Source organism: Pseudomonas frederiksbergensis (genome assembly GCF_001874645.1).
Classification (GTDB): domain Bacteria; phylum Pseudomonadota; class Gammaproteobacteria; order Pseudomonadales; family Pseudomonadaceae; genus Aquipseudomonas; species Aquipseudomonas frederiksbergensis_B.
In genome coordinates this window covers 4,896,380-4,922,662 of record NZ_CP017886.1, presented here as the reverse complement: position 1 = coordinate 4,922,662, position 26,283 = coordinate 4,896,380, and the positions used below count along the sequence as shown (strand labels likewise).

Here is a 26,283-nt window from a genome sequence, read left to right as displayed (position 1 = left end):
AGCGCCAGTGTTTCGTAACCTCTGTGCCCCGTACTTCATGGCAGTAGAGTGTTTGATGCGCAACGACATGGAAAGTCCCTTCACCCTGACGCTCACCGAGCTCGCCTTGAGTTTTCAGGTCCGACAGTTCAGCGGTCGCGAAGCCCTCAATCAGGTCTATTGTTTCGACATCGAAATGCTCGGACCGCAGCCCGCGATGAGTCTGGATCGGCTGTTGCATCAACCTGCATTCCTCACCCTGAGCCACACCACCGGCATCCACGGCATCATCCACAGCGCCGGTGTGCAGTACCGCGGCGCGCAGCAGATCAGCTACAGCCTGAACCTGGCACCCCGCCTGCTTACGCTGGAACAGCAGCGCTGTCGAAGGGTATTTCAGCAACTGAGCGTGCCCGAACTCTTGCGCCAGTTGCTGGCTGAGCATCGACTGCCGCCCGACAGCTACCGCTTCGAGTTATCGAACGGTGAATATCCGCCGCGCCCCTTTTGTATCCAGTACGACGAAACCGATCTGAACCTCCTGCAACGACTGTGCGAAGAGGAAGGCATCCACTATCACTTTGAACATCAACACGACCGGCATGTGCTGGTGTTCGCCGATGACAGCGACAGCTTTGCGCAGCGCCCGGTCGAAAGCGCTTTTCACCCCGTCGCGCTGGATGCCGAACAACCACGGATCAACCAGCTCTTTCAATGCCACAGCCGGCCGGCCACAGGACCGCAAACCACCTTTACGCAGCACGCCAGCGCTGACCGCGCCACCATCGCACCTGACGCCTGCGCCAACCAGACCTACCTCGACAGCCTGCACCCAACGGGCCGAACCGACCCGGTGCAAGCCCGTCGTAACCAGCTCGGTCGCCGCGAACTCGAGCGTCTGCGCAGCCTGCATCGTCTGGTTCAGGGCCACAGTACGCTGCCCGAACTGCTCAGCGGCCGCCTGCTGCAAGTCACCGGGCATCCCGTCCCGGCGTTCAACGATCAATGGTTATTAAGCGAAGTGCTGCACCAGGGTAAACAGCCTGGCACCGACACGGTGTTGCCCGAGGCACCGGGTTATCGCAATCAGTTCAAGGCAATCCCTTGGTCAACCGCGTTCAGACCGGCCCACAAACATTCCAGACCGTGTATCAGTGGTTACCAGATGGCTCAGGTCCTCGGCCCGGCAGGAAAGCCACCGCACCTCGACGAACACGGGCGAATCAACATCTGCCTGTGGCCTGAAGCGCAATCCGACGGGCACGATTGCTCAGGCATCTGGTTGCCAATTGCCCATGCCGGGACGGGGCGCCCGACCTTGCCACTGGCCGGCAGCGAGGTACACGTGAGTTTCCTTGATGGTGATCCTGATCGGCCGGTGCTTTGCACGGGTTTCGCTGGCGTACAACCGGGCGAATCGCAGCCGATGGTGACCGCTGAACAGGCGCCATCGCCGACGGGCTGGAGCGGCGAGATCTATTTGTTCGAACGGCCTCCCGCCACCACCGAACGCCTGGCCGGCACCACGTGGTACATCGTGCGCATGCCGCGCCCCGGGCTCAAGGAACTGCGGAGCCTTAACCGTGACGATGTACTGATGACCGGTAAAAGCCAGGCACTGGGCAACCTGTCACTGACGATAGAACAGAAACAGCGCCTGGCCAGCGAGTTCGCCCGTACCCCCGAACAACTCTGCCTGCTGTATCCAGGGCAATGCGTGGCGCTGGCCGATTATTTCCAGCAACACTGGAACAGCGAGCAACGCCTGAGCTTCATCGACAGCGCCAACCCCGCCAACACTCACCGCCAGCCCCGTGAAACCTCTCTGCTATTCGACTGGCTGGTGAACGGTCCAGGCGCTACTCCCTGAGGTCTGTTCCTGAGTTGATCACGCATCCCCGCAGGCTGCGATCTTTTGATCTTCGCTTTTAAAAGCAAAATCAAAAGATCGCAGGCTTCGCCAGTTCCTACACGGAACCCGGTGCGAGATCAAAAAATGTCTGTATCAAGCGCAAATCCCGCCGCCGTTCCATGCAACCGATCATGTGCCGGTTGACCAGTCCTTCGCCAATAATCGGCACCGCCCGCACGCGCGGGTCGTGGCTGACTTCCACCGAAGACACCACGCCCACCCCCAACTCGGCCGCTACTGCTTCGGTCACCGCCTCCCGACTGTCCAGCTCCAGCAGCACCCGAGGATTGACCCTGGCTTGAGCGCAGGCTTCATCGAACGTGCGACGGGTGATCGAGCTCGGCTCACGCAACACCATGATCACCTGGTCCAGCTGCTTGAGCGCGACCCCTTCGCGCAGCGCCGACCACGGGTGCCCCTCCGGCACCAGCGCGCAAATCCGCGACTCGCTCAAGGCCTGCAGGTGCAAGCCTTTACGCGGTTCGACCGCGGTCAGCACTGCCACGTCGGCGTGCTCGGACAACAACGCCGCGAGGGTTTCCTGGGCATTGCCGAGGCGCAGGTTCACGGTGATCCCCGGATAACGAGCACGCAGGCTGGCGAGCATCGGCATGACCATATGCGGGCCGTCCGCCGCCACTTCCAGCCGACCGGTCAACAACTGCCGATTGGCCTCAAGCATCACTTGCGCCTCTTCGGCCAAGCCGAACATCGCCCGGGTGATAGCCGCCAGCCTGGTGCCCTGCTCCGTCAACTCTACCCGCCGCACGGTGCGCCGCAGCAGGGTGATCTGATAGTGCTCCTCCAGCGCCTTGATATGCCCGGTGACCGCCGGCTGGCTGATGAATAAACGGGCAGCGGCCCGGGTAAAGCTGCCTTCGCGGGCCACGGCATCAAATGCGCGGAGTTGGAACAGGTTCATAGCGATCAGCCTTACTGATGGTTGGCATAACAACAAACAATTTGATTGATGGCACGACAAATTGCAATTTATCTCCCGCAGCTTCATCCCACTGATTGCGAGGACACCCGAATGAGCACTGCCGAACCCACCCTGCTCACCCCCGGCCCATTAACCACATCGCAGCGCACCCGTCAGGCGATGATGGTGGACTGGGGTTCATGGGATGACCGCTTCAACCAACTGACCGCCAGCCTCTGCGAACAGCTGCTGGCAATCATCAACGGTGCCGACAGCCACCACTGCGTGCCGTTGCAGGGTAGCGGCACGTTCGCCGTCGAAGCGGCCATCGGCACCCTGGTGCCTCGCGACGGCAAAGTGCTGGTGCTGATCAATGGCGCTTACGGCAAACGCCTGGCGAAAATCTGCGAAGTGCTCGGCCGTTCGTTCAGCACCTTCGAAACCGCTGAAGACGAACCGACCACCGCCGCCGACGTCGACCGCCTGTTGCACGCCGACAGCAGCATCACCCACGTGGCATTGATCCACTGTGAAACCAGCACCGGGATCCTCAATCCGCTGCCGGAAATCGCCCACGTCATCGCCTGGCACGGCAAACGCCTGATCATCGACGCCATGAGTTCTTTCGGCGCACTGCCAATCGACGCTCAACACGTGCCGTTCGACGCACTGATCGCCGCCTCCGGCAAATGCCTGGAAGGTGTACCGGGCATGGGATTCGTCTTCGCCAACAAAGCTGCTCTGGCCGATGCTGCCGGCAACTCCCACTCGCTGGCGATGGACCTGTTCGATCAGTACACCTACATGGCCAAGACCGGCCAATGGCGCTTCACCCCGCCGACCCACGTCGTCGCGGCGCTGCACGAAGCGCTGCTGCAATACAACGAAGAAGGTGGCCTGCCGGCGCGGCATCAGCGTTACGCGAGCAATTGCCAGGTGCTGCTCGATGAGATGGCCAAACTCGGCTTGCGCAGCTTCCTGCCTGCCGCGATCCAGGCGCCGATCATCGTCACCTTCCATGCGCCGCAAGATCCGCGCTACCAGTTCAAAGCGTTCTACGAGCGCGTGAAGACCAAGGGTTTCATCCTCTACCCAGGCAAGTTGACCCAGGTCGAAACCTTCCGCGTCGGCTGCATCGGCCACGTCAATCTGGCCGAGATGCGTGCGGCGGTGGCTGCCATCGCCGACGTACTGCACGAAATGGAAGTCCTCGACATCTGACTTTTTACCGATCCGTAGCCGCTGTCGAACGCAGCCTCGCAGGCTCGACAGCGGCTACGGACCGAGTCATGGCTTTGCTCATCATTCCCCCAATTACAGGATTTGAGACATGAACTACAACAACCCAACTCAGCTGCAAGCCGCCATCCTCGACTGGGCTGGCACCGTGGTCGACTTCGGTTCTTTCGCGCCGACCCGGATCTTTGTCGAAGCCTTTGCCGAATTCGACGTCCAGGTGTCCATCGAAGAAGCCCGCGGACCAATGGGCATGGGCAAGTGGGACCACATTCGGACCCTCTGCGATCAGCCCGAAGTGGCCGAGCGTTATCGCAAGGTCTTCGGTCGTACGCCGACCGACGATGACGTGACGGCCCTCTACAAACGCTTCATGCCGCTGCAAATCGAAAAAATCGCCGAGCACTCGGCACTGATCCCGGGTGCCCTGGACACTATCGCCAACCTGCGCCAGCAAGGGATCAAAATCGGCTCGTGCTCTGGTTATCCGAAGCAAGTCATGGACAAAGTTGTCGAACTGGCCGCCACTAACGGCTATGTGGCTGACCACGTGGTCGCCACCGACGAAGTGCCGAATGGCCGCCCATGGCCGGCGCAGGCCCTGGCCAACGTGATCGCCCTGGGCATCGACGACGTCGCCGCGTGTGTGAAAGTTGACGACACCGTGCCGGGCATTCTCGAAGGTCGCCGCGCCGGTATGTGGACCGTCGCGCTAATCTGTTCCGGCAACGCGCTCGGCCTGACCTACGACGGTTATCGCGCGCTAGGCAGCGAAAAACTCGCCAGCGAACGCAAACGCATTCACGCCCTGTTCGAAGGTTCGCGCCCGCACTACATGATCGATACCATCACCGACCTGCCGGAAGTGATCGCTGACATCAACAAGCGCCTGACCAACGGTGAGATGCCGCAAAGCAGCTGATTACCGCGTCAATTGCAAAACAGCGCCGGCCCCTGAACCGGGGCTGACGCTGTTTTTTGTCCAATAGTCTGTCCCAGAGCGCTCGATGAGGCACGAAAGCCTGACCTGACTCAGGCAAATCCACGCAAACAGGATTACAGTTAAGGCACTCCGTCGCATAAGAACGGAGACTTCAGACCTGAAAAGCGAGGAAAAACGTATGCCCTGGAAGAATTCCGAATCTCGCTACAGCACCGTATCAATCGCGCTGCACTGGTTGATGCTGGTACTGCTGGTGGTGGTTTACGCCTGTATCGAACTGCGGGGGATGTTTCCCAGAGGCAGTGGCGGCCGAACCCTGATCATGGAAGCTCACTACATGCTCGGCCTGACCGTGTTCGTGCTGGTCTGGTTGCGGCTGTTCGCCCGCAGCCTGGGAAGGGCTCCGAAAATCTTCCCGGCATCGCCCCAATGGCAAACGGTACTCGCCCGGCTGATGCACTGGGCGCTGTATATTTTCATGATTGCCACGCCGATTCTCGGTTGGCTGGTCACCAGCGCCAACGGCCATCAGGTGATGTTCTACGGCATTGACCTGCCATTGCTGATCGGGGAAGACAAACCACTGGCCAAACAGATCAAGGGCTGGCATGAACTGGCTGGCACCGTCGGCTATTGGCTGATCGGCCTGCATGCCGTGGCTGGGCTGTACCATCATTACGTGGTGCGCGATAACACCCTGCTGCGGATGACGCCCAAGCGCATCAGCCCTGACTGAGAGGCGCAAAACCCCGACGGCCCTGCAAGCCGCCGGTGTGCACGAAGATCAAGCGTGTGCCGGGGGCAAAACGTCCGGCATCGACCTGTAGCTTGAGTGCCCATAGTGCTTTACCGGTGTACAGCGGCTCCAGCGGGATACCGCTGGCCTGCTCGCAGCTTTCGATAAATGCCAGCAACGGCGGGTCGACTTTGGCAAAACCGCCGCGACTGCCGTCGAACAGCTCATATCCTCCGTCCGGCAAACCGCATTCGCCGAGAATCGCCGCGACCTGCTGCGCCACGCCATGATCATCGGGCACCGCCAGCACGCCATACACCGGATGCCTTCGGGCCTCGGCCAGCACCAGCCCGGCCAGCGTGGTACCGGTTCCGCAGGCCAGCCACCAGCCGTCATGGTCACTCCAACCCAATGCATTCAACTGTTGGCCGGCCTGCGTCAGCATTTGCTCGCAACCGCGCGCGCCGAGCAAACCGCCACCGCCTTCGGGGACTGGATGCAGATGCGGGTATTGCACTTGCCATGGCTGCCAGAAACCCGTTTCGTGGCGCGCGCGATAACCGCCGTAACCCAACCAGTGCAGTTGCATGCCAAAGGCCTGTAAATCCTGCACGGTCGGGGTGTCTTGCGGATGCCCGCGCAGCAAGCCGACGGTAGGAAAACCAAAGTGCTTACCTGCTGCCGCCAGCGCATGCAGATGATTGGACCACGCGCCACCCAGACTGATCACACCTTCGGCACCGGCCTCGCGGGCCACCCTTAGATGATCAATGAGCTTGTACCACTTGTTGCCGGAGATCAGCGGGTCGATCCGGTCCAGACGCAGGATCGCAACCTCGATGCCGGCGGCGGTGAGCCAGTCCAGGTGAAAGGGTTCGAGGGGGGCATGAGCGAGCCAGTCGAAAGAAAGAGAATGCATTGATGCCGGCTCTTTGGGAAAGAACCGGCATCTTAGCAGCAGCCCGCGGTCTCTATCAGAGCTCGGCAGCCAGGCGCGACCCCTGATTGATTGCGCGCTTGGCATCCAGCTCAGCCGCTACATCCGCACCACCGATCAAATGCACGTTCTGCCCGGCAGCTACCAGGCCGTCGTGCAATTCGCGCAACGGATCCTGTCCGGCGCAGATCACGATATTGTCCACCGGCAATACCTGCGGCTCACCGGTTTCACCGATGCGAATATGCAGGCCTTCGTCATCGATTTTCAGGTACTCGACGCTGTTGAGCATCTGTACGTGCTTGTTCTTCAGCCCCGTGCGGTGAATCCATCCCGTGGTTTTACCCAGACCATCGCCGACCTTGGATTTTTTGCGCTGCAACAGGAACACCTGGCGTGCCGGCGCGTGAGGTTCGGCCTTGATCCCGGCGACACCGCCACGGGCCTGCAGGTGAGTATCGATGCCCCACTCTTTCCAGAACGCTTCGCGGTCCAGGCTGGTGGCAACGCCTTGATGCACGAGGAATTCCGAGACGTCAAAACCGATACCGCCGGCGCCAATCACCGCAACGTTCTTGCCGACCGGTTTGCGCTCGAGAATCACGTCCAGATAGCTCAAGACCTTGGCATGCTCGACGCCAGGAATCGCGGGGACACGCGGCGCGATACCGGTGGCCAGAATCACTTCGTCATAACCGCCGTCCACCAGCTGCGCGACATCGACCCGCGTGTTCAGGCATACCTCGACATGGGTGGTCTGCAACTTGCGCTTGAAGTAGCGCAGGGTTTCGAAAAACTCTTCCTTGCCCGGCACGCGCTTGGCGATGTTGAACTGGCCGCCGACTTCGCTGGCGGAGTCGAACAATGTCACTTGATGGCCGCGCTCGGCAGCCACGGTGGCTGCGGACAATCCAGCGGGACCGGCGCCAACCACGGCAATTTTCTTGATCTGCTTCACTGGCAGATAGTTGAGCTCGGTTTCATGGCACGCCCGCGGGTTCACCAGGCACGAGGTCAATTTGCCGCCGAAGGTATGGTCCAGGCAGGCCTGGTTGCAACCGATGCAGGTGTTGATTTCATCAGCGCGACCGGTGGCAGCCTTGTTGACGAACTCCGGGTCGGCGAGGAACGGCCGTGCCATCGACACCATGTCAGCATCGCCTTCGGCAAGGATCTGCTCGGCGACTTCCGGAGTGTTGATGCGGTTGGTGGTGATCAACGGAATGTTCACCGAACCCCGCAACTTGGCCGTGACCTTACTGAACGCGGCACGTGGAACCTTGGTGGCGATGGTCGGAATCCGCGCTTCGTGCCAGCCGATCCCGGTATTGATAATGGTCGCACCTGCTTGTTCAATGGCCTTGGCCAGCTGAACGATTTCTTCCCAGGTGCTGCCGCCTTCCACCAGATCGAGCATCGACAAGCGGAAGATGATGATGAAATTCGGGCCTACCGCTTCGCGTACGCGACGAACGATTTCTACTGGCAAGCGCATACGGTTTTCGTAACTGCCTCCCCAACGGTCCGTGCGGTGGTTGGTGTGGGCAGCGAGGAACTGGTTAATGAAATAACCTTCCGACCCCATGATCTCGACACCGTCGTACTCGGCTTTTTGCGCCAGGGTCGAACAGGTGACGAAGTCACTGATCTGCTTCTCGATGCCTTCCTCGTCCAGCTCTTTGGGCTTGAACGGATTGATCGGTGCCTGGATCGCACTGGGCGCAACCTGTTTCGGGCTGTAGGCATAACGCCCGGCGTGAAGGATCTGCATGCAAATCTTGCCACCCGCCTCGTGCACGGCACGGGTGACGATCTGGTGCTTGAGCGCCTCATCGAGCGTGGTCAGCTTGGCAGCGCCGGAGTAAACCCCGCCCTCATCGTTCGGACCAATACCGCCGGTGACCATCAGGCCAACACCACCGCGAGCACGTTCGGCGAAGTAGGCCGCCATGCGCTCAAAACCGCCAGGTTTCTCCTCAAGGCCGGTGTGCATCGAGCCCATCAGGGTGCGGTTGCGCAGCGTAGTGAAACCCAAATCCAGCGGGGCCAACAGGTGCGGGTAATGAGCGGCGGCCATCGGTAACTCCACAACAAACGATCACGGAAGAAGTGTGGGCGCTCTTTGGCGCCCCTCTGTCATGTGTAACAGCCTATGAGCACTCCTCCGGCCGCTCAATGACCGTAACTGACAACTTATTGATCCAAACGCGCAGCACCTCTTGGCATTCGTCGGCATGGGGCCTACCCTAGTCGGCGAATCCTGCACGCGGCCGCTGACTGTTTTCCCATGCGCAAACTTCTTTATCTGACCGTCTCCATGGCGTTGGTCGCCGTCATCGCCGCGTACGCGATGTGGACCGCTGATCGCCCGGTTGGCCATTACCTCTCGGACCTGCGCATCAAACTCGCTGTAGACCAAGGCATTCCTGCCGGCCGCGGCAACCTGCTGGGCATCCAGCCCGAGTTGTTCCCCACCGATTATCAAAGCCCCGAGCACCTGCACCGCAAGCTCGCGGCCTATCTGCAGCAGGCTCGCGAACAGGGCCTGCTGAACGAAAAGACCATTGTCGTGTTGCCCGAACACATCGGTACCTGGTTAATGGTCAGCGGCGAGAAAGACGAGCTGTATCAAGCCAGCACACTGGACGAAGCCATGAATTGGCTGGCGGTGAGCAATCCCCTGACCTTTTTGCGCGCGTTGATCAGCGCCAAGGGCAACAGCCGCCTGGATGACGCGCACCTGCGCATGAAAGCCAAAAGCATGGCCAGGCAGTACCAGGCGTTGTTCGGTGGGCTGGCCAACGAGTTCGGCATCACCCTGGTAGCGGGCAGCATCGTGCTGCCCGAACCCAGCGTCAGCGACGGCACGCTGAACATCGGTCGTGGCGCACTGTACAACAGCAGTCTGGTGTTCGGTCGCGATGGCTTGCCGATCGGCCAACCGCAGCGCCAACTGAGCCCGGCCTTCGATCAACGGGGCTATATCCAGCCCAGCACCGATCAAGTGATCAATGTCATCGACACCCCGGCCGGACGTCTGGGCGTATTGATCGGCAACGACAGCTGGTACCCGGACAACTATCGCAAACTCAACGATCAGGGCGCTCAGTTGATCGCCGTGCCTGCCTTTGTCATCGGCCGAAATACCTGGGACAAACCCTGGCGCGGCGACAAAGGGTCATCGACCCCGAGCGAAATCGGCCTCAAACCCGGCTCGCTCAGCGAGGGCCAGGTCTGGCATCGCCTGACGCTGACCAGTCAGCGCCCGGTCAGTCAGGCCAACGCCGGGGTCAGCGTGTTCCTCCGTGGACAATTCTGGGATCAGGGCAGCGCCGGCCAGAGCTTTCTCAGCAGTAATGGCCAACACTTCGCCGACCGCGAAGCTCGTGGTGCACGCTTGCTGAACATCTGGTTGTGAATGATGAAACCACTGCCGATGCGCCTCGGGGATCTGTCGGTCGGCTTCGTCCATAGCCTGGCTGACGCCGTGTGCAGCCACGGTCTGGACCCGCAGCCGCTGCTGGAACAATACGGACTCGACTCGGCGCGGTTAGCCGAAGCCGGCGCACGGCTGTCGATCCCGCGCTACATGCGCCTGGGCCACGCGGCGATTCAGCTGACCGGCGACCCGGCGCTGGGTCTGCGTATGGGCCAGCTCAGCCGCCTCAGCCAGGTCGGGCTGGCCGGGGTCACTGCCGCTCAGGCGCCAACCGTGCGCGAAGCAGCGCGTTGCCTGATTCGCTTCGAGGCCTTGTACGGCTCCAACTACCGGGGCCAGTCGAGTTTCCATGAAGACGCCCAGGGCGCATGGCTGCGGTTCTATTCCATCAGCCCGTACAACGCCTATAACCGCTTTGTGGTGGATTCAATCATCGCTGGCTGGTTGCAGCAGTTGTCCAGCCTGAGTCCTGAGCCGTTGCGCGCTGAACGCATCGACATCGAGTTCGCCGAGCCGGATTACCGCGAGCGTTACGCGCTACTGGGCGACACCCCACTCCAGTTTGGCGCCGAGCACAATCAACTCAGGCTGAGTCTGAACAGTCTGGCGCTGCGCAACCCCGAGCACTGCCCGAGTACCTGGCGTCTGCTGCTCAAGCTGTGTGAACGGGAACTGGAGCAATTGACCCGCACCCGCAGCCTGCGTGAGCGCATCACTCAGTTGCTGGGGCCTTTGCTCAATGGTGGTCGCGAACCCGACCTGGAAGAAGTGGCGGCACGCCTGAAGCTGCCGACCTGGACCTTGCGTCGCAAGCTCGCTGAAGAAGGCACGCAATTTCGCGCCATACTCAACGACACCCGCCGCGACCTGGCCATGACCTACATCCGTGACACGGAACTGGCCTTTGGCGAGATCGCCTACCTACTGGGTTTTGCCTCGGCCGAAGCCTTTCAGCGCGCCTTCAAACGCTGGAACAACCAGACACCTGGTGAGTTCCGTCGCAGTCACAGGCAATCCGCCTGACGGGCATGCCAGTGGCTGCTTTGTTACAACTCGGTGGCGTCTTCGGCGGGTTCCAGTGGGTCCAGTTCAAACGCCTGGTATTCGAGCAGCTCTTCTTGATAATCGTCCATCGAGATGTCCTTTTGAGTCGAGTTAAAACCGTTATACCAATGACCTTCGCCATCAGCATAAAGTGCCCGCATGAAAGAAAAATGACGCGGGCACAGCGGAACGTTCCTGCTAATAAAACGTAGCAGGCACTCAAGAATTTATCACGGGAGACTTTGAATAAAAGCCGAATAAAAGCTGAAGAAAATCAGCCTCTGGTGGTGCAGACGACTCTGAACAAACGCTGCGGGGCTTGCCCCGACAGCGCTCGACTTCAGCTTACTTGCCGGACGATGGCAGTGCCGGAATTGGCTCGGTCGGCGCCGGCAACGAACTCGGATTCGCCGGTGGCGTAATGACTTCAGGTGCTGGTGTCGGTGTCGGTGTCGGTTCAACATTGCCCGCAGGTGCAATCGACGCCGACTCAGGCGCTGAAACGACAGGCATCGATGCAGCGGTTACAGGCTCGATCGGCGCACTCACCGCTGGCACAGCCGTCACAGGCTCGGCCGCCGCTGGCACAACAGGCGCCGGAGTTGGCACTGGCGTTGGAGTCGGTGCAGGCGTCGCTGCAGGCGCAGGTGCTGCGGGGGCTGCCGCGGGCTCAGGCACACCCAGATCGGTCTTTGGCTTCTCGGTGATATGCGCCGCTTTCTTCGCATCCGGCGGCAGGAACAGCTCGACCAGAGTGAAAAAACGCTCATAGAACTTCCCGGACGACACGGTTTCACTGGCAACCTTGACCATCGAGTCATCGGAAGAACCAATCGGCATCGACACCGAGCCCAACACACCGACGCCCAGGCTGGCGGAGTTATTGGTTTTCTTCAGCGCATAGCGGTCCTGCAGGGCATTCGCGAACATGGTCGCATGATGGCTGCTGTCTTCGGCGCAGACTACATTGAAGCTGATCTCCATATGTGTGTCGCCGGTCTGCTGAAAGCTCTTGTGCCCGCTGACCAGTTTCGGGTCAGTGCTGGTGATGATGTAGCCCTGGCTCAGCAATGCCCGACGGGCCGCCTCGCAGGAAGCGATATCGGTAACCGGGTATTTGCGCGAAAACGTCCCGGAATCATCGAAATTTTCATGCTCATAGATGGCCTGGTCCTTGGTGCAACCGGCTGCGGCAGCCAGTACCAACGCCAGCCCGGCGGCACGCACATGGAATGATTTGAACATTGAACATCCTGAAGAAAACGATCCGGGGCGTATTGTGCAACAGATCACCCCGTAACGGCGCATGGATTAATGTCTTGTAAGCGTTACAAGTCTACTGACCATCGTTTACCGGAAAAAGTCGCACGCATAAATGACCGATGAACGTCCGCAATTAAGCCGCTGCGTACCGACTGGATGGCCAAAGAGTCCAGCCAGCCCTTGAACCGCACAAAACAAAAGACCCCGGCCTTTCGGCCAGGGTCTTTGTTTACAACCAACGGAGTCAGTCAGGCATCAGTAACGCTTGATGTCTGCCTGGCTCTCCAGCTGCTTGCGATAGGCAGCAAAGTCTTGCTGGCCAACGCGCGACGCGAGGAAACGACGATACTGAGCCTTCTCTTGTTCAGAAGGCGCTGCGGCTTCGTCCACACCGTTCAGACGTACGATCACCAGACTACCGTCAGTCAGGGTCACGCTGCTGAAAACCGGCTTGTCCTTGGAGGCAGGCTTAGGCATGCGGAACAATGCTTGCAGTACCGTTGGGTCAACCCCTTCCTGAGCACGAGTTGCCGCGTGGGTAGCTTTCCAGCTCAGGCTATCGAGCGGCGTCTTGCCATCACGCAGACTGGCAATCAACTCGTCGGCCTTGGTCTTGGCAGCAGCACTGGCATGCTCCTTGGTCAGTTGCACGCGAATGCTCGCAGCGACGCTTTCCAGCGGCAGCTGTTCAGGCTTGCGATGCTCTTTGGCACGCAGCACCACGACAGTTTCCGGATCCAGCTCGATGCCGGTGCTGTTGGCACCCTCATCCAGTACTTCCGGACTGAACGCGGCAGTGACCACGGCACGGTTGGCCGCGATACCTTCACCACCTTCACGGCCAAACGGTGCGGACGTGTGAACGGTCAGTTTCAGGTCCGCAGCTGGCTGAGCCAGATCGGAGGCTTCGAACGCGGAGTCTTCCAACTGCTTGGTCGCATCCACAAAACGCTGCTCGACCTGTTGGGTTTTCAGTTCCTTGGTCAGCTTGTCTTTCAGGCTGGCGAAGCTCGGCACTTGCGGTGCTTCAACGCCCAACAGCTTGATCAAGTGGAAACCGAAGTCAGTGCGTACCGGCGCCGACACTTGGTCCTTGCTCAACGCATACAGCGCTTTCTCAAAGGCAGGATCGTAAACGCCTGGGCCAGCGTAACCGAGGTCACCACCGTTGGCAGCCGAACCTGGATCCTGCGAGAACTCCTTGGCCAGGGCCTCGAAGCTTTCACCTTTGGCCTGACGCGCCTGAATCTCTTCGATCTTCGCCTTGGCTTGCGCCTCGTTCACCTTGTCATTCACTTCAATCAGAATATGCGCAGCCCGGCGTTGCTCGGCCAGGTTCGCGGTTTCTTTCTGATACAGCGCTTGCAGGTCTTCGTCCTTGACGGCGACCTGATCAAAGAAGGAAGCCTTCTTCAACTCGAGGTAATCGATGACCACCTGATCAGGCGTCATGAACTCTTTGGCGTGTTCGTCGTAGTAGGCCTTGACCTCTTCGTCGGTCAGTTTCACCGCCGCAGGATCTGCCTTGACGTTCAGGGTCGCGAAATCGCGGGTCTGTTTTTCCAGACGAGCGAAAGCCTGCACCTGTGCATCGGTAACAAAACCGCTACCTGCCAAACCGGCACGCAACTGGCCGATCAGCATTTCCTGAGCCAGCATCTGGCGGAACTGCATACGGCTGTAGCCCAACTGACGGATCACCTGATCGAAACGCTCAGGACTGAACTTGCCGTCAACCTGGAACTCAGGCGTTTGCAGGATCACTTGGTCCAGTGCAGCTTCGGAGAAAGCGAATTTCGATTTTTCTGCGCCTTGCAGCAACAGTTTGCGGTCGATCAGCCCTTTCAGAGCAGCTTCGCGCAGCATTTTTTCATCAAGCAAGGAAGCATCGAAATCCTTGCCCAGCTGTTGCATGAGTTGACGGCGTTGCATATCAACCGCCTGACTCAGCTCGTTCTGGCTGATTTCTTCACCATTCACCTTGGCCGCATCATTACGGTGAGTGGTGGCCTTGAAGATGGCGTCGAAACCGGTCAAAGCCATCAGTGCAACGATGACCCCGATAATGGTTTTGGCAATCCAGCCTTGTGAATTGTCCCTGATATTCTGCAGCATGCGTCCCCCAGAAACGGTTGAACTTCAAATTAGGCAACCGTGGAGCGTGGGTAGAATCCGGATAGAAGAAAGGCGCATCCGAGGATGCGCCTTCTCGTAACTGGCGGAGCGGACGGGACTCGAACCCGCGACCCCCGGCGTGACAGGCCGGTATTCTAACCGACTGAACTACCGCTCCGCTGCCAAGTCAGGAATGACCCCGACCCGGATAGGCAAAAAACCGAGGAGGCTTAGTTAACAGCTTCTTTCAGTGCTTTACCGGCTTTGAAACCTGGTTTTTTGGCTGCTGCGATTTCCAGCGTCTTACCGGTCTGTGGGTTACGACCAATGCGAGCTGGACGATCAGTAACGGAGAAAGTACCGAAACCAACCAGAACAACAGAGTCGCCAGCCTTGAGAGCGCCAGTGACGGATTCGATTACAGCGTCCAGCGCACGGCCAGCAGCAGCTTTCGGGATATCAGCGGATGCAGCGATAGCATCAATCAGTTCCGACTTGTTCACTCTAAGTCCCCTTATATCTATTTGAGATGATTCTAAGTTTTTTGGTGAAAGCAAAAACGAGTGCTGAATGGCCTACAGACACTTAAGAGCCGCTTTATAACAAGGGCTCTAAAAAGCTGTCAAGAAAGCCCCCCAAGCTAATACGTATTAGTGCGTGCTAATTCTTTCCTTAGAGTCAGACTCGCGTTTCTCATCCTTTGCAACTATCTCGGGAGCCACATCCGGCAAGGGCTCCGGCGCGTATTGCAGCGCAATTTGCAGGACCTCGTCAATCCATTTAACCGGTTTAATCTGAAGGTCCCGCTTGATATTGTCGGGAATTTCCTTCAAATCGCGAACATTCTCTTCAGGAATGATCACCGTCTTGATCCCGCCGCGGTGTGCCGCCAGCAGTTTTTCCTTAAGTCCACCGATCGCCAGAACCTGGCCGCGCAAGGTGATTTCGCCGGTCATGGCAACATCAGCACGCACCGGGATCCCGGTCAATGCCGAGACCAGTGCCGTGCACATGCCTACACCCGCACTAGGACCGTCTTTAGGCGTCGCCCCTTCCGGCATGTGGATGTGGGTGTCGCGCTTCTCGTGGAAGTCCAGCGGGATTCCCAGGCTTTTCGCGCGACTGCGAACAACCGTCAATGCAGCAGTGATCGATTCGACCATCACATCGCCCAGCGAACCGGTCTTGATCAGTTGACCTTTACCCGGCACCACCGCCGCTTCGATGGTCAACAACTCCCCGCCCACCTGAGTCCAGGCCAAGCCAGTCACCTGCCCCACCTGATCCTGCTGCTCGGCCAGGCCGTATCGGAATTTGCGTACGCCGAGGAAGTGCTCCAGCATCTCGGCAGTGACTTTCACCGAGAAGTGTTTTTCCATTGCATGTTCTTTGACCGTCTTGCGGCAAACCTTGGCAATCTGGCGCTCAAGCCCACGTACACCAGCTTCACGGGTGTAGTAACGAATGATGTCGCGGATCGCCTCGGCGTCGAATTCCAGCTCGCCTTTTTTCAAGCCGTTGGCCTGAATCTGCTTGGGCGAAAGGTATTTGACGGCGATGTTGATCTTCTCGTCTTCGGTGTAACCCGGCAGACGAATCACTTCCATCCGGTCGAGCAGCGCCGGTGGAATGTTCATCGAGTTCGAGGTGCAAAGGAACATCACATCGGACAGGTCGTAGTCGACTTCCAGATAGTGATCGTTGAAATTGTGGTTTTGCTCAGGATCAAGCACTTCCAGCAAAGCCGATGCCGGATCGCCACGCATGTCGCTGCCCATCTTGTCGATTTCATCGAGCAGGAACAGCGGGTTGCGTACGCCAACCTTTGTCATCTTTTGAATCAATCTTCCTGGCATCGAACCGATATAAGTCCGGCGATGACCACGAATTTCTGCCTCATCGCGTACGCCGCCGAGGGCCATGCGCACGAATTTACGGTTTGTAGCATGGGCAATCGACTCCGCCAGAGAGGTCTTACCCACACCAGGAGGACCGACCAGGCACAACACCGGACCGCGGATTTTCTTCACGCGTTTTTGCACGGCGAGGTATTCGAGAATCCGCTCTTTGACTTCTTCCAGACCATAGTGGTCAGCGTCAAGAATGTCTTCTGCGCGCGCAAGATCCAGACGAACCTTGCTTTGAGCCTTCCACGGCACCTGGACCAGCCAGTCGAGGTAGGAGCGCACAACGGTCGCTTCCGCAGACATCGGTGACATTTGTTTGAGCTTGTTCAGCTCGGCCTGAGCCTTGATCAGCGCGTCTTTTGGCAAGCCTGCGGCATCGATGCGCTTTTTCAGCTCTTCGACTTCGTTATGACCTTCTTCGCTATCGCCCAGCTCTTTCTGAATGGCCTTCATCTGCTCATTCAGGTAGTACTCGCGCTGGCTGCGTTCCATTTGCTTCTTGACGCGGCCACGAATGCGTTTTTCGACTTGCAGCAGATCGATCTCGGCGTCCAGCAATGCCAGAACGTGCTCGACCCGGGCCGACAAATCGATGATCTCGAGGATTTCCTGCTTCTGCTCGATCTTCAGCGCCATGTGCGCGGCCATGGTATCGACCAGGCGGCTTGGCTCATCGATGCTGTTGAGCGACGACAGGACTTCAGCCGGAACCTTCTTGCCCAGCTGAACGTATTGTTCAAATTGCGACAGCAAGCTGCGGACAAACACTTCCGACTCGCGCTCGGGAGCGTCGACTTCGTCAATCAACGAAACCTCGGCACGGCAATGGCCGTCGACTTCGCTGAAACGCTCAACCGCGCCACGCTGCTCGCCTTCAACCAGCACTTTGACCGTGCCGTCAGGCAGCTTGAGCAGCTGCAGAACCGTCGCGACAGTACCGACGCGATAAAGTGCGTCTTCACCGGGATCGTCGTCAGCAGGATTTCTCTGGGCCAGCAGAAGGATCTGCTTGTCGCCCGTCATCGCGGCCTCGAGGGCTTCGATAGATTTCTCGCGCCCCACGAACAGCGGGATAACCATGTGCGGATAAACCACAACATCACGCAATGGCAGGAGAGGCAATTCGATGGTTGTCTTCATGATTTCGCCTCTACGGCGGCCATAAGGCCGGAAACAGATGGAAGTAAGCTTGAAACCAAGATGGGGGCTGCCTTGAAAAAAAACAAGCTTAAAGAAGGTACTTAAACCCGCTAAAAGAAAAGGGGCCCGAAGGCCCCTTCTTGAATCCAGCAGTGCGACGCTTACGCGTCTGGCGCTGCCTTGGCAGCCGGCTCACTGTTTTCGTAGATATACAGTGGCTTGGACTTGCCTTCTATAACGCTTTCATCGATCACTACTTTACTCACCTCGGACTGCGAGGGGATCTCATACATAGTGTCGAGCAGCACACCTTCGAGGATCGAGCGCAATCCACGGGCACCGGTTTTGCGTTCCAGCGCACGCTTGGCAACCGATTTCAGTGCATCGGCCCGGAACTCCAGGTCTACGCCTTCCATCTCGAACAGCTTGGCATACTGTTTGGTCAGAGCATTTTTCGGCTCGGTGAGAATCTGCATCAGCGCAGCCTCATCGAGCTCGTCCAGCGTTGCAAGGACCGGCAGACGACCGACGAATTCCGGGATCAGACCGAACTTGACCAGATCGTCAGGTTCGACTTCACGCAGGGACTCCCCTACCTTCTTGCCTTCTTCCTTGCTGCGAACTTCTGCGTTGAAACCAATGCCGCCACGGGTGGAACGGTTTTGAATAACCTTTTCCAGACCGGAGAACGCACCGCCGCAGATGAACAGGATGTTACGGGTGTCGACCTGAAGGAATTCCTGCTGCGGGTGCTTGCGACCACCTTGAGGCGGAACGGAAGCGACCGTACCTTCGATCAACTTGAGCAGGGCCTGCTGCACGCCTTCACCGGAAACGTCCCGGGTGATGGACGGGTTGTCAGACTTGCGCGAAATCTTGTCGATTTCATCGATGTAGACAATGCCCATTTGAGCTTTTTCTACGTCGTAGTCACACTTCTGCAACAGTTTCTGAATGATGTTTTCAACGTCTTCACCCACGTAACCTGCCTCGGTGAGGGTGGTTGCGTCAGCGATAGTGAAAGGCACATTCAGCAAACGGGCCAGCGTTTCAGCAAGCAGGGTTTTACCCGAGCCTGTAGGGCCGATCAGCAAGATGTTGCTTTTGCCGAGTTCGACATCGTCATTCTTTTTGTCACGCTGATTGAGGCGTTTGTAGTGGTTGTACACCGCTACGGCCAAAACCTTTTTCGCACGCTCCTGACCAATCACGTACTGATCAAGGATGCCGCTGATTTCTTTAGGCGAAGGCAATTTATGCGCGCTGCTTTCGGCCTGTGCTTCCTGCACCTCCTCGCGGATGATGTCGTTGCACAGGTCGACGCACTCGTCGCAGATAAAGACCGAGGGGCCGGCAATCAATTTGCGCACTTCATGCTGGCTTTTGCCACAGAAGGAGCAATAGAGCAGCTTGCCGTTGTCCTCGCCGTTGCGGGTGTCAGTCATTCGTTCGATCCAAATCCGATAGGCTTGCAACACAAGATGAAGGCTATTGCGGGCTTTTTCAAGCCCGCCGGTGATCAGACCTGCCGACCAAGCCTATTTTGAGCTGCTTATTTTAAGCGGGGCGCTGGGTGATCACTTCATCGATCAACCCATACGCACGCGCGGCTTCTGCACTCATGAAGTTATCGCGGTTGGTATCGCGCTCGATTTCTTCAAGAGTGTGCCCGCTATGCTTGGCCATCAACGTGTTGAGACGCTCACGGATGAAGAGGATTTCCTTGGCATGGATTTCGATATCCGACGCCTGCCCCTGGAAGCCGCCCAGTGGCTGGTGAATCATCACACGCGAGTTCGGCAAGCAGTAACGTTTGCCTGGGGCACCGGCGGTCAACAGGAATGCGCCCATGCTGCAGGCCTGACCGATACAGGTGGTCGACACGTTTGGCTTGATGAACTGCATGGTGTCATAGATCGACATGCCCGCCGTCACCGAACCGCCCGGGGAGTTGATATAGAGATGGATGTCCTTGTCCGGGTTTTCCGCTTCAAGGAATAGCAGTTGCGCACAAATCAGATTGGCCATGTAGTCCTCTACCGGGCCAACCAGAAAGATCACTCGCTCCTTGAGAAGGCGCGAGTAGATGTCATAGGCGCGCTCGCCACGAGCGGATTGCTCGACAACCATCGGGACCAGGCCGCCTGCGGCCTGGATATCAGAGTTCTGCTGAATATACGAATTACGGAACATGCTCTGCAGTCACTCCCAAATAGTTATGTCTTGAATACGCATAAGCCAGCTCGAAAGCTGGCTTATGGTGTGTGCTTCTAACGCAAAAACAATCAGTCGGCTTGTGGAGCTTCTACCGGCTTGACCGCTTCTTCGTAAGAGACCGATTTGTCGGTCACGCTAGCTTTCTGCAGAACAGTATCCACAACTTGCTCTTCCAGCACAACCGAACGGACTTCGTTCAGTTGCTGGTCGTTCTTGTAGTACCAGGACACAACCTGCTCAGGCTCCTGATACGCCGAAGCCATTTCCTGAATCAGCTCGCGAACGCGGGTTTCGTCAGGCTTGAGGTCGTATTGCTTGACCACTTCAGCCACCACCAGACCCAGCACTACGCGACGCTTGGCTTGTTCTTCGAACAGCTCGGCCGGCAGTTGATCAGGCTTGATGTTGCCACCGAACTGCTGAACAGCCTGAACGCGCAGACGATCAACCTCGTTGGACAGCAGAGCCTTAGGCACTTCGATCGGGTTGGCGGCCAGCAGACCGTCCATTACCTGATTCTTGACCTTGGATTTGATCGCCTGACGCAGCTCGCGCTCCATGTTCTTACGAACTTCGGTGCGGAAACCGTCGATACCAGACTCTTTAATACCGAACTGAGCGAAGAATTCTTCGGTCAGCTCAGGCAGTTTCGGCTCGGAAACAGTGTTAACAGTGACGGTGAACTCGGCTGCCTTGTTAGCCAGGTCGAGGTTCTGATAGTTCTCAGGGAAGGTCAGGTTCAGAACGCGCTCTTCGCCCGCTTTAGCGCCAACCAGGCCTTCTTCGAAGCCAGGGATCATGCGGCCGGAACCCAGAACCAGCTGAGTGCCCTTGGCGGAACCACCGGCGAACACTTCACCGTCAACCTTGCCAATGAAATCGATGTTCAGTTGGTCTTCGTTCTGAGCTGCACGATCGGCAATTTCAAAACGAACGTTCTGCTTGCGCAGGATTTCCAGCATTTTGTCCAGATCGGCGTCCGCCACGTCAGCGCTCAGGCGCTCGACAGCGATGGATTCGAAACCGGCAACGGTGAACTCCGGAAACACTTCGAAAATCGCAACGTATTCCAGATCTTTGCCAGCTTCGATCGACTTAGGCTCAATCGAAGGAGCGCCAGCTGGGTTCAGCTTTTGCTCAACAACAGCTTCGTAGAAGGAAGACTGGATCACATCGCCTACAGCTTCCTGACGTGCATCAGCGCCAAAGCGACGCTTGATTTCACTCATTGGCACTTTGCCAGGACGGAAGCCTGCAATCTTGGCCTTTTGGGCAGTCTGCTGCAGACGCTTGTTGACTTGAGTCTCAATGCGCTCAGCTGGCACGGTGATGCTCATGCGGCGCTCAAGAGCAGAAGTATTTTCAACAGAAACTTGCATGGATATTCCTCGTTGCACAGACGTTAGCCGGCCGTTTCCGACCCCAGAATCAAGGGCATGCATTCTAGTGGGTCAAACTCAAGAAGTCACCCTACTGAAAACGGGTAAAAAAGCAGCAGGCAATTTATCGGCGGGGACAAGCGGTTGAGCCTCGCCATGGGAGCAAATACAGCGAATCACGCCAGGGCTCTGCGCCAACCCCTCTATGCCTTCTATATATAAGCAAGAAAGAATCAGCAGTCACATCCCTGACTGCCGGTCTCACAAGGAGACCGACGGGCAAATCGGGCAGCATCGAGAAACACATTATCGAGAGAAACACGTTGCCGATGAACCGAGCACCCTGCCAGCACAAAGTCCGCAGCCGAATCGTAAACCACGGCCGACTGAAACAAAAACGGCGCAGACCCTTTCAGGTTCTGCGCCGTCTTCTGCTATTAAATAGCTACTTAACTGGTGCGGACGGAGAGACTCGAACTCTCACACCTTGCGGCGCTGGAACCTAAATCCAGTGTGTCTACCAATTCCACCACATCCGCGTATCAAGCTTTTAAAGCAAAGGCGCCAGATTATTAATCTGGCGCCTTTCTAAATATGGGGTGGACGAAGGGGATCGAACCCTCGACAACGGGAGTCACAATCCCGTGCTCTACCAACTGAGCTACGCCCACCATATTGCCATGTTGCGTTACTTGTGCCAAAGCTGCCTAATGGCGCACCCGGCAGGACTCGAACCTGCGACCATCCGCTTAGAAGGCGGATGCTCTATCCAGCTGAGCTACGGGCGCCTTGTTAATCTGTATTCTTGGACGATTACAAACTAAGTGCTTTCAGTCTTGCTGAATCAAACAACAATTCTGCTCGACCTTCTTAACCAGTGCTAGGCTGTGCCCGACAAGTGCGACGAATGTTATAGGTGAGCCTGAAGGTCGTCAACACTTTTTTGAAAAAAATTCATTTAATTAAAGGGCTTAGGGGAATTTGCAGACCAAGCGCCTTTGCCCTCACGTTCTGGCATGCGAGAATGCGTTCTCTTTTCTTCCCCCTCTCGATGGTTAATCACGCGCAATGACTGCACAACTAATCGACGGCAAATCGATCGCCGCCAGCCTGCGCCAGCAGATCGCCAAACGTGTCACCGAGCGTCGCCAGCAAGGTCTGCGCACGCCAGGCCTCGCGGTGATTCTGGTCGGCAGCGATCCCGCCTCTCAGGTTTATGTCTCGCACAAGCGTAAAGACTGTGAAGAGGTCGGCTTCCTTTCCCAAGCCTATGACCTGCCCTCCGACACCACCCAGCAAGCCCTGACCGAGCTGATCGACCGTCTTAATGACGACCCGAACATCGACGGCGTGCTGCTGCAGCTTCCTCTGCCTGAGCACCTTGACGCCTCCAAACTGCTGGAGCGCATTCGTCCGGACAAAGACGTGGATGGTTTCCATCCTTATAACGTCGGCCGCCTGGCACAACGCATCCCCTTGCTGCGCCCCTGCACCCCTAAAGGCATCATGACCTTACTGGAAAGCACAGGTGCCGATCTGTATGGGATGGATGCAGTCGTTGTCGGCGCTTCCAATATCGTCGGTCGTCCAATGGCGATGGAATTGCTGCTGGCCGGTTGCACCGTGACCGTCACCCACCGCTTCACCAAGGATCTGGCCGGCCACGTCGGTCGCGCTGATCTGGTTGTAGTCGCCGCCGGCAAACCTGGCCTGGTTAAAGGTGAGTGGATCAAGGAGGGTGCCATCGTCATCGACGTCGGCATCAACCGCCAGGAAGATGGCAAGCTGGTAGGCGATGTGGTTTATGAAACCGCCCTGCCCCGTGCTGGATGGATTACTCCAGTACCCGGCGGTGTCGGCCCGATGACTCGCGCCTGCCTGCTGGAAAACACACTGTACGCTGCGGAAACCCTGCACGGCTGAGTGTAGATTTCCCCTGAGGTCAAACAAGGAACCCCGCCAATTGGCGGGGTTCCTTGTTTAAGGCATCACATCGAACATCGCCCAAACCGCCATACAACGTCAGCTCGTCGTAAACCCCCGTTTTTTAGACGAAAAGAAGGGGTTTGATCTGCCCCTCGAAGAACATTCGACAGTTCCTCAACTACGCTCATAAAATGTAACGCTTTTCTGGAAACAGCCCGTTGCAAAACGGTATACCCACATTTATCGAGTCTACTCGCGTGAAAATCCGTCTTTCCATCCTGAGTCTTCTTTTTGCTTTTTCAGGCAGTGTCATCACGTCGAACGTCGATGCTCGTGAAACCACCGCAGCGCCCCGAGACAACTCACATCTGCGCATCGCTTCCGGCAGCGCGATGCTGATCGATCTGCAAACCGACAAAGTCATCTATGCCAGCAACCCGGACGTGATCGTGCCGATCGCCTCGGTGACCAAATTGATGACCGGGCTGATCGTGCTGGACGCCAAGCAGAATATGGACGAATACATTTCCGTATCGATCAGCGACACCCCGGAAATGAAAGGTGTATTTTCCCGGGTCAAACTCAATAGCGAACTGTCGCGCAGGGAAATGCTGCAGATTGCACTCATGTCCTCGGAAAATCGTGCCGCCGCGAGCCTGGCCCACCACTATCCTGGCGGCTACGCGGCCTTTATCGCGGCAATGAACGCCAAGGCCAAAGCGCTGGGCATGACCAGCACCCATTACGTCGAACCGACCGGCCTGTCAGTCCACAACGTTTCCACGGCCCGCGACCTGAGCAAATTGCTCCAGGCTGCACGCAAGTACCCGATGCTGAGCCAACTGAGCACTACCAAGGAAAAAACCGTGACGTTCCGCAGGCCCAACTATTCCTTGGGTTTTCACAACACCGACCACCTGATCAACAAGGCCAATTGGGACATCAAGCTGACCAAGACCGGCTTTACCAACCAGGCTGGCCACTGCCTGGTATTGGTGACGAGCATGGGTAATCGCCCGGTTTCGCTGGTGATTCTCGATGCTTTCGGCAAATACACCCACTTCGCGGACGCCGCACGGATTCGTCAATGGGTTGAAACCGGCAAGAGCACTTCCGCGCCGAGTGTTGCCCTGCAATACAAAGCCGAGAAAAATCTGCAACATCGTCAAGGTAGCGGCATGGCGCAGACCGGCAAATAAGCGCACGAAAAAAGGCCCGCGACATGAGTCGGGGACCTTTATCGATAACGGCGCCTCAAGGCGCCGTTTTTATTCGGCTCGATTAATGAGTAGCCAATGCCTTGGTCGCCTTGGTTGCCGCCTGCTCCTGTCCAGCCCGGGCCAGATCATCAGCGGCTTTGAGCCAGCGCTGCGGGTCAACCTTGGCCGGAATCTGGGTCGGCCCCTGAATCAGCACTGCCCAACCGCCCGCGTTTTGGAAGGCAGACTCAAACGATTTGAAGCTCATCAACAAGCGGCGGTCCATTCCGGAACGCAGCAGCACCGTCTGCTTGTGACGGTTGTAGCCGGCGAGAATCGCGTACCTCGGCTCTTTCCAGAATGCCGAGCCCTCACTGAAGCGCAGCAACACCGGGTAACCCGCCGCGACCTGGGTCAACAACGCCGGCAGATTGCTGTCCAGCGGATACACGACCATCCCGTATTCACGCGCCAGGTTCTGCATATTCTGCTGCAACTGCGCCTCGGCGCCCGGTAAATGCAGCGGCTTGTCGAGCAGCCCCGGGGTAATCACGATGCCTTGCTGGGAAAGCATGCTCGCCAGGGATTGCGGCCCGCTTTGGTAGGCTTCGCCACGGTAAAACGGCATACCACTGAGTTCGACGCGCTCAGGCAAACGCTGAATGTCAGGTTGCACGCTCCCGGCACAACCGGCCAGGCTCAAGACACAGGCCGCGGCCAGCAAGGCGAAGCGGGATCGGGAAAGTACCGGCAACATCATCACTCACTTGTTCAGGTGCCAGGTAATCGGTCTCCCGGCTTCGCCCATGATCATAGCAGCGGTATAGCCTTTAACGGCAGTCGCGTGCAGCTGATAGAGCGAACGGGTTGGTGACTCACGACTATTGGTCAATTGCCTGCAACACATCAGCGACTAGACTGACCCTTGCACAGAGTGTGTGCCCGAAGCAGGGCAAAGAGGAGGCACTGATGAGCCTGACGATGATAATCCTGATGCTGATCTGTGGCTGGCTGGCCGTTGCGGCAGCCATGCTGTGGGGCGTATTGCGCATTACCCGCAGACACTATCATTCCCATGTTCATTCCGCGGCCCCCGCCAAAACCGGGAAACCTGCCCGACGCCACGCCACAGCGTACTGATCGGTTCGATTTTAATCCCCACAAAGTAAAACGGTCGTCTGCACGCTTTCGAGCGCAGACGACCGTCCAGTTGTTGCCTTACCTCTTATGCTTCAGCTTCAGCAGCGATCCGCTTCTCCCGAGCCCGCCGTGACAACATGTTCAGCCCTTCTATCGTTGCCGAGAACGCCATGGCCGCATAGATGTAGCCCTTCGGTACGTGGGCGCCAAAACCTTCGGCAATCAGCGTCATGCCGATCATGATCAGGAAGCCCAGAGCCAGCATCACCACCGTCGGGTTGTCGTTGATGAACTTGGCCAGAGGCTCAGCCGCCAACAACATCACCATCACCGACACCAGCACCGCGATGATCATGATCGGTAAATGCTCGGTCATGCCGACAGCGGTAACAATGCTGTCGATGGAGAACACCAGGTCGAGCATCAGAATCTGACCGATTGCTGCGGCAAAACCCAATGTCACGCCGGACGTCTGCGACTTCGGTTCCTCTGGCGACGGATCCATGCTGTGATGGATTTCAGTGGTCGCCTTCCACAACAGGAACAGACCACCCGCGATCAGGATCATGTCTTTCCACGAGAACGCGTGGTTGAACAGTTCGATCACCGGCTCGGTCAACTGCACGATGAACGCAATGGTGCTCAGCAAGCCCAGACGCAGGAACAAAGCCATGCTGATACCAATACGACGCGCTTTGGCTCGGTGCTGCACAGGCAGTTTGTTGGTCAGGATCGAGATGAAGATCAGGTTGTCGATGCCAAGCACGATTTCCATCACGATCAATGTAGCCAGGGCGACCCAGGCTGTAGGGCTTGCTGCAAGTTGTAAAAGATAGTCCATGGGTCAGT

Annotated in this window: 22 protein-coding genes and 4 tRNA genes; 9 read left to right on the top strand and 17 right to left on the bottom strand. The window is 57.7% G+C overall.

Annotated features, from left to right (window positions below; translation table 11 throughout):
* Positions 1 to 55 precede the first annotated feature (55 nt).
* The gene (locus BLL42_RS23595; RefSeq protein ID WP_071554663.1) at positions 56 to 1,849 is read left to right on the top strand and encodes a type VI secretion system Vgr family protein; all 1,794 of its coding nucleotides are present in this window, start codon (positions 56 to 58) and stop codon (positions 1,847 to 1,849) included.
* A 97-nt stretch (positions 1,850 to 1,946) separates the two neighbouring features.
* Here the strand turns inward: BLL42_RS23595 and BLL42_RS23590 are convergent, their stop codons facing one another.
* Complete coding sequence (locus BLL42_RS23590) at positions 1,947 to 2,813, bottom strand: LysR substrate-binding domain-containing protein (protein WP_071554662.1); 867 nt, start codon at positions 2,811 to 2,813, stop codon at positions 1,947 to 1,949.
* Between the two features lie 111 nt (positions 2,814 to 2,924).
* Between BLL42_RS23590 and BLL42_RS23585 the strand changes: the two genes are divergently transcribed.
* The 3 genes from BLL42_RS23585 (at position 2,925) to BLL42_RS23575 (ending at position 5,728) form a co-directional block, all read left to right on the top strand.
* Entirely contained in the window at positions 2,925 to 4,034 is a 1,110-nt protein-coding gene (locus tag BLL42_RS23585; protein WP_071554660.1) for a 2-aminoethylphosphonate--pyruvate transaminase, read from the top strand.
* Between the two features lie 109 nt (positions 4,035 to 4,143).
* A complete protein-coding gene (gene phnX / locus BLL42_RS23580; RefSeq protein ID WP_071554658.1) occupies positions 4,144 to 4,971 on the top strand; it encodes a phosphonoacetaldehyde hydrolase in 828 nt (275 codons plus the stop codon).
* A gap of 199 nt (positions 4,972 to 5,170) precedes the next feature.
* Positions 5,171 to 5,728 (top strand): cytochrome b, encoded by a 558-nt coding sequence (locus BLL42_RS23575; protein ID WP_071554656.1) that lies wholly within the window; start codon positions 5,171 to 5,173, stop codon positions 5,726 to 5,728.
* Here BLL42_RS23575 and BLL42_RS23570 read toward each other — a convergent pair.
* Both BLL42_RS23570 and BLL42_RS23565 read right to left on the bottom strand, forming a co-directional pair.
* The gene (locus tag BLL42_RS23570) at positions 5,715 to 6,647 is read right to left on the bottom strand and encodes a 1-aminocyclopropane-1-carboxylate deaminase/D-cysteine desulfhydrase (RefSeq protein WP_071554654.1); all 933 of its coding nucleotides are present in this window, start codon (positions 6,645 to 6,647) and stop codon (positions 5,715 to 5,717) included. The genes BLL42_RS23575 and BLL42_RS23570 overlap by 14 nt on opposite strands.
* Before the next feature lie 55 nt (positions 6,648 to 6,702).
* The gene (locus BLL42_RS23565) at positions 6,703 to 8,742 is read right to left on the bottom strand and encodes an oxidoreductase (protein ID WP_071554652.1); all 2,040 of its coding nucleotides are present in this window, start codon (positions 8,740 to 8,742) and stop codon (positions 6,703 to 6,705) included.
* A gap of 210 nt (positions 8,743 to 8,952) precedes the next feature.
* Between BLL42_RS23565 and BLL42_RS23560 the strand changes: the two genes are divergently transcribed.
* Together BLL42_RS23560 and BLL42_RS23555 are read left to right on the top strand one after the other, a co-directional pair.
* Positions 8,953 to 10,083 (top strand): nitrilase-related carbon-nitrogen hydrolase, encoded by a 1,131-nt coding sequence (locus tag BLL42_RS23560; RefSeq protein WP_071554650.1) that lies wholly within the window; start codon positions 8,953 to 8,955, stop codon positions 10,081 to 10,083.
* A 3-nt stretch (positions 10,084 to 10,086) separates the two neighbouring features.
* Positions 10,087 to 11,127 carry an AraC family transcriptional regulator gene (locus BLL42_RS23555; protein WP_071555840.1) on the top strand — a complete coding sequence of 347 codons (1,041 nt, stop codon included), beginning with the start codon at positions 10,087 to 10,089 and terminating at the stop codon, positions 11,125 to 11,127.
* 23 nt (positions 11,128 to 11,150) lie between these two features.
* Here BLL42_RS23555 and BLL42_RS30075 read toward each other — a convergent pair whose 3' ends face one another.
* The 12 genes from BLL42_RS30075 to BLL42_RS23500 all read right to left on the bottom strand — a co-directional run bounded on the left by BLL42_RS30075 (position 11,151) and on the right by BLL42_RS23500 (position 21,957).
* Positions 11,151 to 11,309, bottom strand: a complete 159-nt coding sequence (locus BLL42_RS30075) for a hypothetical protein (RefSeq protein WP_161492354.1) — start codon at positions 11,307 to 11,309, stop codon at positions 11,151 to 11,153.
* Between the two features lie 184 nt (positions 11,310 to 11,493).
* Positions 11,494 to 12,393, bottom strand: coding sequence for a DUF2242 domain-containing protein (locus tag BLL42_RS23550; RefSeq protein ID WP_071554648.1), 900 nt, complete (start codon positions 12,391 to 12,393; stop codon positions 11,494 to 11,496).
* Between the two features lie 273 nt (positions 12,394 to 12,666).
* Positions 12,667 to 14,526 carry a SurA N-terminal domain-containing protein gene (locus BLL42_RS23545; protein WP_071554646.1) on the bottom strand — a complete coding sequence of 620 codons (1,860 nt, stop codon included), beginning with the start codon at positions 14,524 to 14,526 and terminating at the stop codon, positions 12,667 to 12,669.
* Between the two features lie 101 nt (positions 14,527 to 14,627).
* A tRNA-Asp gene (locus BLL42_RS23540) sits at positions 14,628 to 14,704 on the bottom strand.
* Positions 14,705 to 14,756: 52 nt separating this feature from the next.
* Positions 14,757 to 15,029, bottom strand: coding sequence for an HU family DNA-binding protein (locus BLL42_RS23535; RefSeq protein WP_002552737.1), 273 nt, complete (start codon positions 15,027 to 15,029; stop codon positions 14,757 to 14,759).
* Positions 15,030 to 15,176: 147 nt separating this feature from the next.
* Positions 15,177 to 17,573 carry an endopeptidase La gene (gene lon, locus BLL42_RS23530; protein WP_071554644.1) on the bottom strand — a complete coding sequence of 799 codons (2,397 nt, stop codon included), beginning with the start codon at positions 17,571 to 17,573 and terminating at the stop codon, positions 15,177 to 15,179.
* 161 nt (positions 17,574 to 17,734) lie between these two features.
* Complete coding sequence (clpX, locus tag BLL42_RS23525; protein WP_054596541.1) at positions 17,735 to 19,018, bottom strand: ATP-dependent Clp protease ATP-binding subunit ClpX; 1,284 nt, start codon at positions 19,016 to 19,018, stop codon at positions 17,735 to 17,737.
* A 112-nt stretch (positions 19,019 to 19,130) separates the two neighbouring features.
* On the bottom strand, positions 19,131 to 19,766 hold the full coding sequence (gene clpP / locus BLL42_RS23520) for an ATP-dependent Clp endopeptidase proteolytic subunit ClpP (protein WP_071554642.1): 636 nt from the start codon (positions 19,764 to 19,766) through the stop codon (positions 19,131 to 19,133).
* A 92-nt stretch (positions 19,767 to 19,858) separates the two neighbouring features.
* Positions 19,859 to 21,169 carry a trigger factor gene (gene tig / locus BLL42_RS23515; RefSeq protein ID WP_071554641.1) on the bottom strand — a complete coding sequence of 437 codons (1,311 nt, stop codon included), beginning with the start codon at positions 21,167 to 21,169 and terminating at the stop codon, positions 19,859 to 19,861.
* A 454-nt stretch (positions 21,170 to 21,623) separates the two neighbouring features.
* Positions 21,624 to 21,708, bottom strand: a tRNA-Leu gene (locus tag BLL42_RS23510).
* A 56-nt stretch (positions 21,709 to 21,764) separates the two neighbouring features.
* Positions 21,765 to 21,840, bottom strand: a tRNA-His gene (locus tag BLL42_RS23505).
* A 40-nt stretch (positions 21,841 to 21,880) separates the two neighbouring features.
* Positions 21,881 to 21,957: transfer RNA gene (locus tag BLL42_RS23500), tRNA-Arg, on the bottom strand.
* A 280-nt stretch (positions 21,958 to 22,237) separates the two neighbouring features.
* On the opposite strand from BLL42_RS23500, the gene folD reads away from it, so the two are divergent.
* Complete coding sequence (folD, locus tag BLL42_RS23495) at positions 22,238 to 23,092, top strand: bifunctional methylenetetrahydrofolate dehydrogenase/methenyltetrahydrofolate cyclohydrolase FolD (protein ID WP_071554639.1); 855 nt, start codon at positions 22,238 to 22,240, stop codon at positions 23,090 to 23,092.
* A 260-nt stretch (positions 23,093 to 23,352) separates the two neighbouring features.
* Complete coding sequence (gene pbpG / locus BLL42_RS23490) at positions 23,353 to 24,294, top strand: D-alanyl-D-alanine endopeptidase (RefSeq protein ID WP_071554637.1); 942 nt, start codon at positions 23,353 to 23,355, stop codon at positions 24,292 to 24,294.
* 82 nt (positions 24,295 to 24,376) lie between these two features.
* On the opposite strand, the gene BLL42_RS23485 is transcribed toward pbpG, so the two are convergent.
* Positions 24,377 to 25,051 carry a peptidase C39 family protein gene (locus BLL42_RS23485; protein ID WP_167368547.1) on the bottom strand — a complete coding sequence of 225 codons (675 nt, stop codon included), beginning with the start codon at positions 25,049 to 25,051 and terminating at the stop codon, positions 24,377 to 24,379.
* 212 nt (positions 25,052 to 25,263) lie between these two features.
* On the opposite strand from BLL42_RS23485, the gene BLL42_RS30235 reads away from it, so the two are divergent.
* Positions 25,264 to 25,434: a hypothetical protein gene (locus BLL42_RS30235; RefSeq protein ID WP_167368546.1), complete on the top strand. Its 171-nt coding sequence runs from the start codon at positions 25,264 to 25,266 to the stop codon at positions 25,432 to 25,434.
* 85 nt (positions 25,435 to 25,519) lie between these two features.
* Here BLL42_RS30235 and BLL42_RS23480 read toward each other — a convergent pair whose 3' ends face one another.
* On the bottom strand, positions 25,520 to 26,275 hold the full coding sequence (locus tag BLL42_RS23480; protein ID WP_071554633.1) for a TerC family protein: 756 nt from the start codon (positions 26,273 to 26,275) through the stop codon (positions 25,520 to 25,522).
* Positions 26,276 to 26,283: the final 8 nt, after the last annotated feature.

Excerpts from the sequence above, each read along its gene's own strand:
- BLL42_RS23595 (WP_071554663.1), top strand. The coding sequence starts at position 56 with ATGCGCAACGACATGGAAAGTCCCTTCACCCTGACGCTCACCGAGCTC.
- BLL42_RS23590 (WP_071554662.1), bottom strand. The coding sequence starts at position 2,813 with ATGAACCTGTTCCAACTCCGCGCATTTGATGCCGTGGCCCGCGAAGGC.
- BLL42_RS23585 (WP_071554660.1), top strand. The coding sequence starts at position 2,925 with ATGAGCACTGCCGAACCCACCCTGCTCACCCCCGGCCCATTAACCACA.
- phnX (WP_071554658.1), top strand. The coding sequence starts at position 4,144 with ATGAACTACAACAACCCAACTCAGCTGCAAGCCGCCATCCTCGACTGG.
- BLL42_RS23575 (WP_071554656.1), top strand. The coding sequence starts at position 5,171 with ATGCCCTGGAAGAATTCCGAATCTCGCTACAGCACCGTATCAATCGCG.
- BLL42_RS23570 (WP_071554654.1), bottom strand. The coding sequence starts at position 6,647 with ATGCATTCTCTTTCTTTCGACTGGCTCGCTCATGCCCCCCTCGAACCC.
- BLL42_RS23565 (WP_071554652.1), bottom strand. The coding sequence starts at position 8,742 with ATGGCCGCCGCTCATTACCCGCACCTGTTGGCCCCGCTGGATTTGGGT.
- BLL42_RS23560 (WP_071554650.1), top strand. The coding sequence starts at position 8,953 with ATGCGCAAACTTCTTTATCTGACCGTCTCCATGGCGTTGGTCGCCGTC.
- BLL42_RS23555 (WP_071555840.1), top strand. The coding sequence starts at position 10,087 with ATGAAACCACTGCCGATGCGCCTCGGGGATCTGTCGGTCGGCTTCGTC.
- BLL42_RS30075 (WP_161492354.1), bottom strand. The coding sequence starts at position 11,309 with ATGCGGGCACTTTATGCTGATGGCGAAGGTCATTGGTATAACGGTTTT.
- BLL42_RS23550 (WP_071554648.1), bottom strand. The coding sequence starts at position 12,393 with ATGTTCAAATCATTCCATGTGCGTGCCGCCGGGCTGGCGTTGGTACTG.
- BLL42_RS23545 (WP_071554646.1), bottom strand. The coding sequence starts at position 14,526 with ATGCTGCAGAATATCAGGGACAATTCACAAGGCTGGATTGCCAAAACC.
- lon (WP_071554644.1), bottom strand. The coding sequence starts at position 17,573 with ATGAAGACAACCATCGAATTGCCTCTCCTGCCATTGCGTGATGTTGTG.
- clpX (WP_054596541.1), bottom strand. The coding sequence starts at position 19,018 with ATGACTGACACCCGCAACGGCGAGGACAACGGCAAGCTGCTCTATTGC.
- clpP (WP_071554642.1), bottom strand. The coding sequence starts at position 19,766 with ATGTTCCGTAATTCGTATATTCAGCAGAACTCTGATATCCAGGCCGCA.
- tig (WP_071554641.1), bottom strand. The coding sequence starts at position 21,169 with ATGCAAGTTTCTGTTGAAAATACTTCTGCTCTTGAGCGCCGCATGAGC.
- folD (WP_071554639.1), top strand. The coding sequence starts at position 22,238 with ATGACTGCACAACTAATCGACGGCAAATCGATCGCCGCCAGCCTGCGC.
- BLL42_RS23485 (WP_167368547.1), bottom strand. The coding sequence starts at position 25,051 with ATGTTGCCGGTACTTTCCCGATCCCGCTTCGCCTTGCTGGCCGCGGCC.
- BLL42_RS30235 (WP_167368546.1), top strand. The coding sequence starts at position 25,264 with ATGAGCCTGACGATGATAATCCTGATGCTGATCTGTGGCTGGCTGGCC.
- BLL42_RS23480 (WP_071554633.1), bottom strand. The coding sequence starts at position 26,275 with ATGGACTATCTTTTACAACTTGCAGCAAGCCCTACAGCCTGGGTCGCC.